This is a genomic window from Pseudomonas sp. B414 (assembly GCF_055408445.1).
This window is the reverse complement of sequence record NZ_JBUZTQ010000003.1, coordinates 94,266-109,152: the sequence shown is the minus strand read 5'-3', so window position 1 is coordinate 109,152 and position 14,887 is coordinate 94,266. Positions and strand designations below refer to the sequence as shown.

Here is a 14,887-nt window from a genome sequence, read left to right as displayed (position 1 = left end):
CGAATATTGGGCCTGACTCCAGCGCTGTCGCGCCGATCTGCGCGTAAAAACGTAGATCGGGAACGCTAAACAGGCTTAATTGGGCGTTTCTACCAACAAAGCGTCCACACGCTGGAAGCCACGAGGCAGTTTGTTGCCGCGGCGGCCACGCTCACCTTTGTAGTGCTCGAGGTCGTCAGCCTTGAGCGACAGTGTGCGCTTGCCTGCCTGCAATACCAACGTGGCATTGTCTGGAAGTACAGCGATATCAGTCACATATTCTTCGCGACTGGCCACCCGATCACCAGGAATGCCGATGATTTTGTTGCCCTTGCCTTTACCCAATTGCGGCAAGTCGCTGACCTTGAAGATCAGCAGGCGGCCTTCGGTGGTCACCGCTGCCAGCCAGTTATGCTCGCGATCGGACACCGGCCGCGGCTGCATCACTTGCGCGCCTTTAGGCAAGCTGAGCAATGCTTTACCGGCCTTGTTCTTGGCCTGCAGGTCTTCACCCTTGACCACAAAACCATAACCGGCGTCGGAAGCGATCACGTACAGCGCATCGTCATCGGGCAACAGCACGCACTCAAAGGTCGCGCCCGGCGGTGGGGTCAGGCGACCGGTCAACGGTTCACCCTGGCCACGGGCCGAAGGCAAGGTATGCGCGGCCACCGAATAGCTGCGCCCCGTAGAATCAATAAACACCGCAAACTGGTTGGAGCGCCCGGCAGCGGCAGTTTTATAGCCATCCCCCGCTTTATAGGACAAACCGGTGGCGTCCAGGTCGTGACCTTTACCGCAACGTACCCAGCCTTTTTCAGACAGAACAACCGTGACTGCTTCAGTCGGCACCAGCTCGTTTTCCGACAGGGCTTTGGCCTCTGCACGGGCCACGATTGGTGAGCGACGGTCGTCGCCGTAGGTTTGGGCATCGGCCAGCAACTCGGTGCGCACCAGCTTTTTCAGCTTGGCTTCGCTGCCCAACAAGGTTTGCAGCTTGGCTTGTTCTTTACGCAGCGCATCCTGTTCGTCGCGCAGCTTCATCTCTTCCAGGCGGGCCAGCTGGCGCAACCGCGTATCGAGGATATAGTCGGCCTGGGTTTCCGTCAGCGCGAAACGTGCAATCAGCTCGGCCTTGGGGTGTTCCTCGGTACGAATGATGTGGATAACTTCATCGAGGTTCAGGTAAGCGGTGAGCAAACCGTCCAACAGGTGCAGGCGACGCTCGACTTTATCGAGGCGGAACTGCAAACGGCGGCGCACGGTGTTGACCCGGAACTCCAGCCATTCCACCAGCAGGGCGCGCAGGTTTTTCAGCTGCGGCTTGCCGTCCAGGCCAATGATATTGATATTGACCCGGAACGTGGACTCAAGCTCGGTCACGGCGAACAGATGCTGCATCAGCTCGTCGAGATCGACCTTGTTGTTGCGCGGGATGATCACGATACGGCACGGGTTTTCGTGGTCGGATTCGTCGCGCAGGTCGGTGACCATGGCCAGCTTGGTCGGTTTGGCCTGCATCAGCGCAGCGATCTGCTCCAGTACTTTGGCGCCCGAAACCTGATGGGGCAGCGCGGTGACCACGATGTCACCATCTTCGATGTGATAAACCGCACGCATGCGCACCGAGCCACGACCGGTCTGATAGATCTTCAGCAGATCGGCACGCGGGGTGATGATTTCGGCTTCAGTCGGGTAGTCCGGACCTTGAATATGCTCACACAGTTGCTCGACCGTGGCCTTGGGCTCGTCGAGCAGTCGTACGCAGGCCGCAGCCACTTCACGCAGGTTGTGCGGCGGTACGTCAGTGGCCATGCCCACGGCGATGCCGGTGGTGCCATTGAGCAGGATATTCGGCAAACGTGCCGGCAATACCGCAGGTTCGTCGAGGGTACCGTCAAAGTTCGGTACCCAGTCCGCCGTGCCCTGGCCCAGTTCGCTGAGCAGCACTTCGGAATAACGTGACAAGCGCGCTTCGGTGTAACGCATGGCCGCGAATGACTTGGGATCATCCGGTGCACCCCAGTTGCCCTGACCGTCGACCAGGGTGTAGCGGTAGCTGAACGGCTGGGCCATCAGCACCATGGCTTCGTAGCACGCCGAGTCGCCGTGGGGGTGGAACTTGCCGAGTACGTCACCGACGGTACGCGCCGATTTCTTGTGCTTGGAGTCAGCGTCCAGCCCCAACTCGCTCATGGCGTAGACAATACGCCGCTGTACGGGCTTGAGGCCGTCGCCGATATGCGGCAAAGCCCGGTCCATGATTACGTACATGGAGTAGTTGAGGTAGGCCTGTTCTGTGAAGTCGGCCAGTGACCGGCGTTCTACGCCGTCCAGGCTGAGATCAAGGGAGTCGCTCATGCGGACCTCATTCAGTTCGTTGTCTGGCGCAGCAGCATGGTGCCGCCGCGCTGGGTAAATTCAAGTTTGTTCAGCGCACTCATGCCCAGCAGCACCTGCTCGCCTTCAAGCCCCGGAGCCGCCACTGCACGCACGTCGCGCAGCACAATGGCGCCCAGTTGCAGGCGGTCGATACGGGTCTGATAGCCCTGGGTGCGACCGTTGGCGGTGTTCAGGGTCACGGGCATGCCCTTGGGCAATGCCAGTTGCCGGGCCAGATCCATCGGCACCGCCACATCAGTGGCGCCGGTATCCAGCAAAAACTCCACCGGCACGTTGTTGATCCGGCCGCTGGCAACGAAATGGCCCTGCGCGTTACCGAGCAGTTTGACTTCGATAAAACCCTCGCCTTGCTGCGAGGTGACTTCAGTATTAGGGTTGGCCTGACGCTCTTCCCAACGCCCGAAAAATTGCGCAGCCAGATACAGCCCGGCGCACCAGGCCACGATCATAAAGATACGCCCCATGCCTTTTCCCGGTGCTTGCTGGCTCATGATTTGGCACTCCAGCCACCTTGCGGGGCAACAAAGCGCCAGACGATGGGGCGTTTCTCGTGATCAGCGCGTACATGGTTGCCGTTGTCGACACCGATCCAGGCGCCCTTGGCATCCAGGCTCAAGGCTTCAGCATTGCCATAACCGCTGTTATAACGCCGACCTTCGGTCAAGGCATCATTGGCAAACGACCAGCAGCGCTCGACTTCACCGGTGCTCGGGGTACGACGGCAAATGCGGTAGGCCATGCGCTCAAGGGTAAACAGCTTGCCCTCGAACAACGCCAGATCGGCGAAATCCTTTTGCTGAGCCTTGGCCTTGAGTTGCGGCGGCGGTTGTTCAAGGCCGCCTTCGCTCATCAATACACAACCGTTCTCGCAGTCCCACACGCTTTGTTTTTTGCGGATGGTCAGCAAACCGCGACGTTCACGCTCTGCCGCCAGCCAGATCTGGTTACCCTGCGGGTTGACGGCAATGCCTTCAAACAACGCATTGAAATGCAGCAACATGCCACTGGCCCGGGCCTGACGCACCAGCGCCGGGCCGATCTTGAGCCAGGCAGGGGCGCCTGTCAGCGGAACCTGCAGCACCGCGGCATGGGCTTCGCTGACCACATAACGGTTACCCGCGTCGTCGCAGCTAATGCCCTCGAAATCCAGATCACCGCCACGCAACGGGCTGATGGCTTTACCCATCATGCGTACGCCCCAAGGCAAACCACTTTTTGGCGCAGGCGGCACCTCGATGCTCAGGGCCTCGGCATGCCAAGGGATAGAGCTCTGATCGAGGCGGTAAATCTGATCATCATCACGATCGGACACCGCCCACAGTTCACCCGAACACAACGCCAGGCCCGACAGATTGCCACCACGCATGCCTTCTACGGAATGCTCTGACTGCAACGCCAGTTCTGGCCAGGTATTGGCCATAACCGGCGCAGCACCCAGACAGAGCACGCCCAACAAGGCACTGCGCATCAGGCCAGCACCTGCGCCAGGTTGCCTTTGGATTCGAGCCATGCCTTGCGATCACCGGCACGTTTTTTCGCCAGCAGCATATCCATCATTTCCGAGGTGGCCGCGAAGTCTTCAAGCGTAAGCTGGACCAGACGACGGGTGTTTGGGTCCATCGTGGTTTCGCGCAACTGCGGCGGGTTCATCTCACCCAGACCTTTAAATCGCGTGACCTGTGGCTTGCCGCGTTTTTTCTCGGCCACCAGGCGATCGAGGATGCCGTCACGCTCGGCTTCGTCCAGGGCGTAGAAGATCTCCTTGCCCAGGTCGATACGGTACAGCGGAGGCATGGCGACATACACATGACCGGCATCCACCAGCGGGCGGAAGTGCTGCACAAACAAGGCACACAGCAAGGTAGCAATGTGCAGACCGTCGGAGTCGGCGTCGGCAAGGATGCAGATCTTGCCGTAACGCAACTGACTCATGTCCGCTGCCCCGGGGTCGACACCGATGGCCACGGCAATGTTGTGCACTTCCTGGCTGGCCAGGACTTCGCTGCCGTCCACTTCCCAGGTGTTGAGGATCTTGCCGCGCAGCGGCAGGATCGCCTGGAACTCCTTGTCCCGCGCCTGCTTGGCCGAACCACCGGCGGAATCACCTTCCACCAGAAACAGCTCGGAGCGCATCGGGTCCTGCCCGGCACAGTCCGCCAGTTTGCCCGGTAGTGCCGGGCCTTGGGTAATGCGCTTGCGCTCGACCTTTTTACTGGCCTTGAGCCTGCGCCCGGCGTTGTTGATCGCCAGTTCAGCCAGTTGCATGCCCAACTCTGGGTTGGCATTGAGCCACAGGCTGAAGGAGTCCTTGATCACACCCGATACAAAGGCTGCTGCTTCACGGGAAGACAGACGCTCTTTGGTCTGGCCGGAGAACTGCGGCTCCTGCATTTTCATCGACAGCACGAAGGCAATGCGTTCCCACACGTCTTCGGGGGCCAACTTCACGCCACGGGGCAGCAGGCTGCGGAACTCGCAGAACTCGCGCATGGCATCGAGCAGGCCCTGACGCAGACCGTTGACGTGAGTACCGCCCTGGGCCGTGGGGATCAGGTTGACGTAGCTTTCCTGAACGCTGTCACCGCCTTCTGGCAGCCACAGCAAAGCCCAGTCGATGGCTTCTTTGTTACCGGCCAGGCTGCCGCAGAACGGCTCATCCGGCAGGCGCTCGAATTCGCTGACCGCATCCACCAGATACGAGCGCAGGCCGTCTTCGTAATGCCACTCGACCTTTTCGCCGCTGTTCTTGTCTTCAAAGGTGACCAACAAGCCCGGGCACAGTACGGCCTTGGCCTTGAGCACGTGCTTGAGGCGGCTGACGGAAAACTTGGGCGAATCGAAATATTTGGGGTCCGGCGCGAAGTACACGCTGGTGCCGGTATTGCGCTTGCCCACGGTGCCGATGATTTCCAGGTCGGTGGCTTTATAGCCATCGGCAAAGGTCATCTGGTATTCGTTGCCGTCACGCTTGACCTTGACCCGTACCAGCGTCGACAGCGCGTTGACCACCGAAATCCCCACGCCGTGCAGGCCGCCGGAGAACTGGTAGTTCTTGTTGGAGAACTTGCCGCCCGCGTGGAGCTTGGTGAGGATCAGCTCGACGCCGGGCACGCCCTCTTCCGGGTGGATATCCACCGGCATGCCGCGCCCGTCATCGCTGACTTCCAGCGAGTGATCGGCGTGCAGGATGACATTGACCGACTTGGCGTGACCGGCCAGGGCTTCATCGACACTGTTGTCGATGACCTCCTGGGCCAGGTGGTTGGGCCGGCTGGTGTCGGTGTACATGCCGGGGCGTTTGCGCACCGGGTCGAGGCCCGAGAGGACTTCGATGGCGTCGGCGTTATAAGAGCTAGCGCTGGGAGTGGCCATAGGGTCTCGTCGTTAGTCGTAAGTGAAAAATAAGGGCCATTCGACGGGCGCCTTAAAGGGCCGCAAAGTCGATGGTTTGAAACTGTTCGGCGCCAATCCCTGCAAAACTCAACAGTTCGGGCAATTGTTGGGCGAAACCTTGATAACTGTGATCTCCGCCTGCCTGAACCCGCACGTCACACGCCGCGTAATACTGTTCAGCGTAGCGGTAGTCCAGGGTTTCATCGCCTGTCTGCAACCACACCTGATACCGCTGCGGGTCTTCGGGTGCTGGTACTTCCAGATCGGCCAGGGCATGAACATGATCGAGGGTCAGTTCCCAGGTCTGGCCGCTGTAGTGATTGGTTTGCGTACCCAGGTAGCCGTCGAACTTGCGATGCGGGCTGACGGCCGGGTTGACCAGCAAGGCCTTGAGGCCATGTTGCTCGGCCAACCAGGTCGCATAGTAGCCGCCGAGCGAGCTGCCGACCAGCAATGGGCGGCCCAGCTCGCTGATTGCGGCCTGCAACTGGGCGATGGCTTGACGCGGATGATGGTGCAAGGCCGGCACCCGCAGTTGCCCGCCAAGGCCGATGCGCTGCATCACCGAGGTCAACTGTGTGGCCTTCTTGGACTCTGGGGCACTGTTGAACCCGTGGATATACAAGATGGAACCCGACATGCGATGACCCCCGATGGCACATTAAGCTGAACACAGCATCAATAAAGACGCGCAGTTTAGCCTGACTCAGGGGTAATGACTCGCATCAAGATATTTCAGTAATTGTTGGCGCTGTAATCCGGCTCAAACACAAAATCCGCCAGGCGCGATACACCGGTTTGCAAGGTGCCATCGGGCTGCAGGCGCAACCAGCGATAGCCAGGCGCCTCATTGCTGACCTTGAAGTCGGGGCTGGCGACCGCGAACTGAATGCAGGTCGAGGGTGATGCCAGCAGCCGTACGCCATTGCGCTGCTGATCGAACGGCTGATGTATATGCCCCCACAGCACCGCCCGGGCCTGTGGATAACGATCCATCACCGACCAGAACTCCTTGGCATTGCGCAGACCAATCGGCTCCAGCCATTCACAGCCCACTGACACCGGATGGTGATGCAGGCAGATCAGGTGATGGCGATCAGGAGCCTCACTCAAGGATTGTGCCAGCAGCTGCAATTGGTCGTCTTGCAGATAACCGGGGGTGGAATGGGGAACCGCCGAGTTGAGCAGGGTGATGCGCCAATTGCCGATATCCATCACCGGCTCCAGCAGACGGCTCTGCACGGCGGCTTCACCCATCTGCGCAAGCTGATCGTGATTGCCGGGGATCCAGCGGGCGCAAGCTGCCAACGGCGCGGTCAGGCTGCGAAAACGCTGATAAGCCTCGACGCTGGCGTCCTGGGTCAAATCCCCAGTGGCCAGCAGGCCGTCTATATGCGGCTGCTCGGCGCGCACCAGATCGATCACCTGTTGCAGGCTTTGTGCAGTATTGAGCCCCAGTAGCGAGCCATCTGCATCAGCAAACAGATGGCTGTCAGAGAGCTGCACCAGCAGCACCGGATCTTCGCTGGTCAGCGTGGGCACATTCGGCAAGGGAGCTCTCCCGGCGAGGGTCAATGAATGGCGCAATTATGACAAGGAATGCACACCTGTGGGAGCTGGCTTGCCGGCGATTGCATCCGCGCGGCATCACAACTGACAAACCGCGCTGCCCGCATCGCTGGCAAGCCAGCTCTCACAGATATTATTTAAAGGCTAGCGTACTTCTGCGTATTCATGGCCACAGGCCAGACAATGGCTCAGCCATTCACCCAGAAATACATTGAGCTGGGCTTTTTCGTCAGGCTGGTGCATGGCGATATTGGGGTAAGGATAGATGCTGCGAAAACGCCGGGCATGCTCGGCTGCGACTACTTCTGCCATGCGCGCGTCGTGATACACCTGAACCTGCAACTGCGGCACCGGCAACCACGGCAAGCTGTGTTGCTGGCTGACCCGCAGGGTGCTGGTGTACGGGCAATCGAGGATCACCTCCAGCGTCAGCACGCCCAGCATCTGATCACCCTGGGTCACGGCGATCTGACGCGGGCCGGGTTGCTCGCGCATTTCGGGCAGCAAGCGCATCAGCCGGGCATAGTTGGCCTCGCAAGCGGCCTGCAGCCCGATCAGATCGACCCGATAACGATCGCGAACCCCATTTACGACCATAACCCCCTCACTTCAGCGCGATTAAGCGCCAGCCATTGCAGGGCAATAATGCTCGCTGCATTGGAAATACGCCCATCACGTACTGCTTGCAGCGCATCTTCGTACGCCCATACCGTTACACGAATATCTTCTGCCTCTTCCTCCAGACCATGCAAGCCCCCAATACCCACGGTGCTGCAACGCCCCAGGAACAAATGGACAAACTCGGTGCTGCCACCCGGCGACGGGAAATAGCGGGTGATGGGCCACAAGGACGAGAACGTCACTCCAGCCTCTTCTTCGCCTTCACGGTGGGCGACTTCTTCGGGCACTTCGGCCTTGTCGATCAGCCCGGCGACCAGTTCGATCAGCCAGGGGGTTTCGCTCTTGCCCAGGGCACCGACGCGAAACTGCTCGATCAGTACCACTTCATCGCGCTGCGGATCATAGGGCAGTACGCAGACTGCATCATGGCGCACAAATACTTCACGACTGATCTCACGGCTCATGCCACCGGCAAACAGCTCATGGCGCAGGTGCACGCGATCAAGTTTGTAAAAACCCTGATAACCGTTCTCGCGCTTTACGATCTCAACGGCGCTTGGCGTGGCCTTGGTGATGTCAGTCATTGCAAACCCCTAGCTGGCGAATTTCACCGTGGGCGGACCCTCGGCATCGCGCATCCTAACGCGCCTGCGACTGCGGATGCAGCCTCTTTTATAACGTGGGGATAGACGGATCGCCTGCAAAACAACTCTAATTGCTCCTATGTAAGCTTAGTGGCGAACCGATGCCCATGCTGGCAGTCGAACCACCATCCATTTCCCATTCTTTCGACGATGAAGGACGACCATGTCGCTTTTAAAGTTTGCCTCCATGACTTGCATCGCCCTGACCCTGGGCGCTTGCCAAAGCGTGTTCCAGCCTGCGGTGCAAAAGCCGCTGGTGTTTACCAATGACGCTTCCGAGCAGGTCAAGGCCGGTTGCACCGGGCAGGATTGCCCGCTGGTGAATATCGACACCCTGCACTTTGCCGACGCGCCCAAGCTCGACGCACTGATCGAAAACCGCCTGCTGAAAATGACCCTCAACTCTCCTGAGGACAAATTGGCGCCATCGCTCAACGCGTACCGCGAACAGTTCCTGCGTACCGCCGACAGCCGCAACAGTACTTATTTGCAAGCCAAGGTACGCGAGCAGCATGACGGCCTGGTGATTATCGAGCTGTCCAGCTACCTGGATACCGGTGGTGCCCATGGCATGCCGGGGCGTGGTTTTATCAACTACTCACGCAAGGACCAGAAAGAAGTGACCTTGCAGGACATGCTGTTGCCGGGTCAGGAGCAGGCCTTTTGGGGCGCTGCCAAAGTGGCGCACAACAACTGGTTGATCAGCAGCCATTACGCCAGCGATCCGGAGTTCGTCAAAAACTGGCCGTTCGAGAAGACCCCGAACGTAGCGCTGCTCAAGGACAACGTAGTCCTCAAGTACGACGTGTACAGCATTGCGCCGTACTCTGAAGGGCATGTTGAACTGAAGATTCCGTACTCGCGCTTGAACGGGATTCTGAAGCCTGAGTGGTTCCCGGGCCGCGGGTAATCACCCCATCTTCCGTGGGAGCGGGCTTGCTCGCGATGCAGGCAGCTCGGTGCATCTGGACAACCGAGTTGCAGCTATCGCGGGCAAGCCCGCTCCCACAAGATCATGCAACCGCTTTTGAGCGCCCTGCCACCCACTGCAATAACCCCGCCAGCAGCAACGCCGGCAACGTCGCGCCCATATCCGGCAGCAAGTTCGCCAGCAGGTGATAGGTCATCACTCCACCCAACCAGGCCAGCAAGGTCGGCCAGCGGAACAAACCCGGCGCCACCCGTGCACTGCGTTTGCGCAGGATAAAGTGATCCACCAGCACTACACCAAACAAGGGCGCAAACACCGAGCCGATCAGCAACAGAAAGTTCTGGTACTGCGCCAGCGGCGCAAAGCAGGCGATCAGGGTGCAGATCACACCAATGGCCAAAGCCAGATGTTCGACCTTCAAACGCAGCAAAATCCCGCCCGACACCGCCGCCGAGTGAATATCCGCGAATGCGTTCTCCGACTCGTCGAGCAAGATCAGCAGCAGCGGAATCCCCAGCCCTGCACCTGCCAGCGCCAACAGCAGCGCATTGACCTCACCGCTTGGCGCAAACGCCAGGGTGTAGGCTACGCCCAGACTCATCAGCCAGAAATTGCCAATAAAGAAGCCCAGCGCCGTACCGCCAAACACGCTTTTGGCGCGCTTGCCGAAGCGTGAGTAATCGGCGATCAGCGGCAACCACGACAACGGCATCGCAATGGCAATATCAAAACCCACCGCAAACGGCAGAGAACCATCGCCCTTTTGTGCCCACAGAGCAGGCAGGTCGGCCTTGGCGAACAGGTTCCAGGTCAGCCAGAGACAGGCCGCCAGCAGCAACCAGATGCCCCATTTGCGCAACACCTTGCGCACAAAGGTCAAGGGCCCGCTGACCGCCAGCAAAGTGGCCAGGGCACCGAAAAACAGGGTCCATAGCAAGGGATTGCTCAACGGGCTGCCTTCGCTGAAAGCACGGGCGCCGAGCAGGCTGGCGGCGTCACGCATCACGATGATTTCAAACGAACCCCAGCCGATCAGTTGTAACACGTTGAGCATGGCCGGGAGCATTGCACCGCGACTGCCAAGGCTGAGCTTGAGTGCGGCCATCGATGACAGGCCAGTATCGCTGCCTATCACGCCGACCGAAGCCAGCAGCGACACGCCCACCAGCGTGCCGAGAAAAATTGCCAGCAGAGAACCAGAAAGCCCCAGCCCCGGCGCAAGCAATGCGCCGGTCTGCAACACCATCAGGCCAATGCCGAGGGAGAACCACAAGGAAAACAGATCGCGACCGCCGAACGCACGCCGGTCCAGAGGGACAGCAAGGTCGGGGGAGTAAGTGCCGGGTGTGTTCAATTGGAGTGAGTCTCAAGGAAGATAAAGGCGCCCAAAAACCCTGTGGGAGCGGCGGTGCGACGATTCGACTTGCTCGCGATTGGGTCGATACGGCTTTATTGAAGGACCGCATCGTCTGCATCGCGAGCAAGCCCGCTCCCACAAGGGAACTGCTTACATCACACTTTCTTGTACAGCTGACTGCCTTCCTGCTTGAAGCGCTCGGCCTGCTCGGCAAGGCCCTTGGCTACATCCACGTCGATGGCATCGATGCGCTGGTTGGCGGCGTAGATGCGCACTTCCTGGGTGATTTTCATCGAGCAGAATTTCGGCCCGCACATGGAACAGAAATGCGCGACCTTGGCCGAGTCCTTGGGCAGGGTTTCGTCGTGGTACGAACGCGCAGTGTCAGGGTCCAGGCCGAGGTTGAACTGGTCTTCCCAACGGAACTCGAACCGCGCCTTGCTCAAGGCGTTATCGCGAATCTGTGCACCAGGATGGCCCTTGGCCAGGTCGGCAGCATGGGCCGCGATCTTATAGGTGATGATCCCGGTCTTGACGTCATCCTTGTTCGGCAAGCCCAGGTGCTCCTTGGGCGTTACATAGCAAAGCATGGCGCAACCGAACCAGCCGATCATCGCCGCGCCGATACCCGAAGTGATGTGGTCGTAACCCGGGGCAATGTCGGTAGTCAGCGGGCCGAGGGTATAGAACGGTGCTTCGTCGCAGCATTCCAGCTGCTTGTCCATGTTCTCTTTGATCAATTGCATCGGCACATGGCCGGGGCCTTCGATCATGCATTGCACGTCATGCTTCCAGGCGATCTTGGTCAGTTCGCCCAAGGTTTCCAGCTCACCGAACTGTGCGGCGTCGTTGGCGTCGGCAATCGAGCCCGGACGCAGGCCATCACCCAGCGAGAAGCTGACGTCGTAGGCCTTCATGATTTCGCAGATTTCGTCGAAATGGGTGTAGAGGAAGTTCTCTTTATGGTGCGCCAGGCACCACTTGGCCATGATCGAACCGCCACGGGAGACAATACCGGTCACGCGCTTGGCGGTCAGCGGTACATAGCGCAGCAACACACCGGCGTGGATGGTGAAGTAGTCGACGCCCTGCTCGGCCTGTTCGATCAGGGTGTCGCGGAACAGCTCCCAGGTCAGGTCTTCGGCCGCGCCGTTGACCTTCTCCAGCGCCTGATAAATCGGCACGGTACCGATCGGCACCGGCGAGTTGCGGATGATCCACTCGCGGGTTTCGTGGATATGCTTGCCGGTGGACAGGTCCATGACCGTGTCCGAACCCCAGCGGATACCCCAGGTCAGCTTGGCCACTTCTTCTTCAATCGAAGAACCCAGCGCACTGTTGCCGATATTGCCGTTGATCTTCACCAGGAAGTTGCGGCCGATGATCATCGGTTCCAGCTCAACGTGGTTGATGTTGGCCGGGATAATGGCGCGACCGCGGGCGATTTCTTCGCGCACGAATTCGGCGGTGATTTCTTTCGGGATACTGGCGCCGAAGCTATGGCCCGGGTGCTGCTGATCAAGCAGACCGGCAGCGCGGGCTTCCTGCAGCTTCATGTTTTCGCGGATGGCGACGTATTCCATCTCGGCGGTAATGATGCCCTGACGCGCATAGTGCATCTGGGTGACGTTGGCCCCGGCCTTGGCCCGGCGCGGGTTTTTCACATGGGCAAAACGCAGCTTGGTCAGCTCTGCATCGTCCAGGCGCATTTGCCCGAAGTTCGAACTCAGGCCCGGCAGGCGCTCGGTGTCAGCACGGTCGTCGATCCACGCCGAGCGCACATCGCCCAGACCTTTGCGCACGTCAATCTGGACAGACGGGTCGGTATACGGGCCCGAAGTGTCGTAGATCAATACCGGAGCGTTCACTTCGCCGCCAAAATCGGTCGGTGTGACATCCAGGCTGACTTCACGCATCGGCACCAGAATGTCCGGGCGCGAACCCTGTACGTAGACTTTTTGCGAGCGGGTAAACGGCTTGACCGACTGCTCATCGACCTTGGCCGAATCACTGAGATTGATCGCGTTTTTTGGTTTTGTACTCATCACGGCTCTCCAGACTGCATCCAGGCGGATTGTCGGAGGGAGAACCTGAAAAATGTACGGATGCACCCAAGGACTGGGTGCTGAGTGACGACCTCGAACGACTGATCATTTTTTGACCAATCGATCCCGGACGGCACTCAAGAGGACTCGCCGGGAGACGAGAAATCTTGTTCCCTACGCAGGCGTTAACCTGATCAGGTTCAACGGGATCCGAAATTATTCGATCTCAGCCTCATAGCAAGGCACCCCGACAAGAACGCGCCCAGTCTAGAGAAGAGTGAGGCAGAACGCCAACCCCACAATCGATGACGTGATAAAAGGCGCAAAAACGGCATTGTTGCAAGGTGCCACCACTACTACACTCGCTACTTCTTGAAACCGCGAGTCGGACTCGGGCTTTCATTTTTCGCATTCTTGAACTAGGGATCGCTCATGTTGCGCAAACTATCACTGGCAATAGCCGTGTCTTGGGCGACCAGCGCAATGGCTCTGGATACCACCGCTCCGCTGTCCAACCAGAACGGCCTGGTCAGCGTTTATCACGAAGCCGTCGACAACAACGCCGACCTGGCTGCTGCCCGCGCCGGTTACGAGGCGCAAAAGGAAGTGGTACCTCAGGCCCGTGCCGGTTTGCTGCCCAACCTGTCCGGCGGTGCCGAGTCGAGTAATGTGCGCACCGCCATCGACCAGCCGTCGCTGACCACCACCCGCAGCGCGATGGTGTATCAGGCCACCCTGGCGCAGCCGATTTTCCGGATTGATCGCTGGTTCCAGTTGAAAGCCGCCGAATCGGTCAACGAACAGGCCGCGCTGCAACTCTCGGCCACCGAGCAGAATCTGATCCTGCAAAGCGCCAATGCCTATTTCTCGGTACTGCGCGCCCAGGACACCCTGGCTGCCACCAAGGCCGAAGAAGCCGCCTTCAAGCGCCAGCTGGACCAGTCCCGCGAACGCTTTGACGTGGGTCTGTCGGACAAGACCGACGTACTGCAATCCCAGGCCAGCTATGACACCGCCCGGGCCAACCGGATGCTGGCCCAGCGTCAGGTCGAAGATGCCTTCGAGTCCCTGGTCACCCTGACCAACCGCCAGTACAACTCGATCGAAGGCATGCGCCATACCCTGCCGATCCTGCCGCCAATGCCCAATGACGCCAAGTCATGGGTCGACACCGCCGCGCAGCAGAACCTCAACCTGCTAGCCAGCAACTACGCGGTGAGCGCCGCCGAAGAAACCCTCAAGCAGCGCAAGGCTGGCCACGCTCCAACCCTTGATGCCGTGGCGCAGTACAAGACCGGGGACAACGATGCCTTTGGCCTGAGCAACCCCAACGCCCTCAACCAGCGTTATGGCGGCGACGTCTCGCAGCGCAGCATTGGCGTGCAGTTGAATATCCCGATCTACAGCGGCGGCCTGACCAGTTCGCAAGTGCGCGAATCCTACTCGCGCCTGGACCAGACCGAGCAGCAACGTGAAGCCCTGCGCCGCCAGGTGGTCGAGAACACCCGCAACCTGCACCGCGCAGTAAACACCGACGTAGAGCAGGTATCGGCACGCAAACAGTCGATCATCTCCAACCAGAGCGCATTGGAAGCCACGGAAATCGGCTATCAGGTCGGCACACGCAATATCGTTGACGTGCTCGACGCCCAGCGCCAGCTGTACAACTCGGTGCGCGACTACAACAACAGCCGCTACGACTACATCCTCGACAACCTGCGCCTCAAGCAGGCGGCAGGCACCCTGAACCCGGGCGACCTGGAAGCACTGTCGCGCTACCTCAAGGCCGACTACAACCCGGACAAGGACTTCCTGCCACCGGACCTGGCCAAAGCGGCCGAAGCCAATATGCGCTCGCCAGGCAATTGAAGCGTTAAGCAATATCCCGCTACCACCGTTCCTTGAGAGCACCAGAGGTTAATACGACATCGGTCGTTTGACCTCT

12 protein-coding genes and 1 riboswitch are annotated in these 14,887 nt (G+C 59.5%); of the genes, 2 read left to right on the top strand and 10 right to left on the bottom strand.

The annotated features are described in order from the left end of the window. Window positions 1-75 precede the first annotated feature (75 nt). From parC to ACZRMH_RS03970, 8 genes are all read right to left on the bottom strand, one after another. Complete coding sequence (gene parC / locus ACZRMH_RS04005; RefSeq protein ID WP_464012275.1) at window positions 76-2,340, bottom strand: DNA topoisomerase IV subunit A; 2,265 nt, start codon at window positions 2,338-2,340, stop codon at window positions 76-78. Between the two features lie 11 nt (window positions 2,341-2,351). Next, window positions 2,352-2,873 carry a retropepsin-like aspartic protease family protein gene (locus ACZRMH_RS04000; protein ID WP_464012274.1) on the bottom strand — a complete coding sequence of 174 codons (522 nt, stop codon included), beginning with the start codon at window positions 2,871-2,873 and terminating at the stop codon, window positions 2,352-2,354. Beyond that, the gene (locus tag ACZRMH_RS03995) at window positions 2,870-3,850 is read right to left on the bottom strand and encodes an esterase-like activity of phytase family protein (protein ID WP_464012273.1); all 981 of its coding nucleotides are present in this window, start codon (window positions 3,848-3,850) and stop codon (window positions 2,870-2,872) included. Before ACZRMH_RS03995 ends, ACZRMH_RS04000 begins: the two co-directional genes overlap by 4 nt. Continuing rightward, the gene (gene parE, locus ACZRMH_RS03990) at window positions 3,850-5,754 is read right to left on the bottom strand and encodes a DNA topoisomerase IV subunit B (protein WP_464012272.1); all 1,905 of its coding nucleotides are present in this window, start codon (window positions 5,752-5,754) and stop codon (window positions 3,850-3,852) included. The genes ACZRMH_RS03995 and parE overlap by 1 nt, the downstream gene beginning before the upstream one ends. 52 nt (window positions 5,755-5,806) lie before the next feature. Further along, window positions 5,807-6,415, bottom strand: coding sequence for a YqiA/YcfP family alpha/beta fold hydrolase (locus ACZRMH_RS03985; RefSeq protein ID WP_464012271.1), 609 nt, complete (start codon window positions 6,413-6,415; stop codon window positions 5,807-5,809). Window positions 6,416-6,510: 95 nt separating this feature from the next. Next, complete coding sequence (gene cpdA, locus ACZRMH_RS03980; protein WP_464012270.1) at window positions 6,511-7,326, bottom strand: 3',5'-cyclic-AMP phosphodiesterase; 816 nt, start codon at window positions 7,324-7,326, stop codon at window positions 6,511-6,513. 162 nt (window positions 7,327-7,488) lie between these two features. Then, entirely contained in the window at window positions 7,489-7,941 is a 453-nt protein-coding gene (locus tag ACZRMH_RS03975) for a DUF1249 domain-containing protein (RefSeq protein WP_095028073.1), read from the bottom strand. Continuing rightward, the gene (locus ACZRMH_RS03970) at window positions 7,932-8,549 is read right to left on the bottom strand and encodes an NUDIX domain-containing protein (protein WP_464012269.1); all 618 of its coding nucleotides are present in this window, start codon (window positions 8,547-8,549) and stop codon (window positions 7,932-7,934) included. The genes ACZRMH_RS03975 and ACZRMH_RS03970 overlap by 10 nt, the downstream gene beginning before the upstream one ends. 223 nt (window positions 8,550-8,772) lie before the next feature. On the opposite strand from ACZRMH_RS03970, the gene ACZRMH_RS03965 reads away from it, so the two are divergent. Then, window positions 8,773-9,519 (top strand): RsiV family protein, encoded by a 747-nt coding sequence (locus ACZRMH_RS03965; RefSeq protein WP_464012268.1) that lies wholly within the window; start codon window positions 8,773-8,775, stop codon window positions 9,517-9,519. Window positions 9,520-9,622: 103 nt separating this feature from the next. Here ACZRMH_RS03965 and cytX read toward each other — a convergent pair whose 3' ends face one another. Both cytX and thiC read right to left on the bottom strand, forming a co-directional pair. Further along, a complete protein-coding gene (gene cytX / locus ACZRMH_RS03960; RefSeq protein WP_464012267.1) occupies window positions 9,623-10,894 on the bottom strand; it encodes a putative hydroxymethylpyrimidine transporter CytX in 1,272 nt (423 codons plus the stop codon). Between the two features lie 158 nt (window positions 10,895-11,052). Further along, a complete protein-coding gene (gene thiC / locus ACZRMH_RS03955) occupies window positions 11,053-12,942 on the bottom strand; it encodes a phosphomethylpyrimidine synthase ThiC (RefSeq protein ID WP_464012266.1) in 1,890 nt (629 codons plus the stop codon). A gap of 154 nt (window positions 12,943-13,096) precedes the next feature. Beyond that, window positions 13,097-13,202: riboswitch (TPP riboswitch) on the bottom strand. A 172-nt stretch (window positions 13,203-13,374) separates the two neighbouring features. Between thiC and ACZRMH_RS03950 the strand changes: the two genes are divergently transcribed. Beyond that, the gene (locus ACZRMH_RS03950) at window positions 13,375-14,811 is read left to right on the top strand and encodes a TolC family outer membrane protein (protein ID WP_464012265.1); all 1,437 of its coding nucleotides are present in this window, start codon (window positions 13,375-13,377) and stop codon (window positions 14,809-14,811) included. Window positions 14,812-14,887 lie beyond the last annotated feature (76 nt).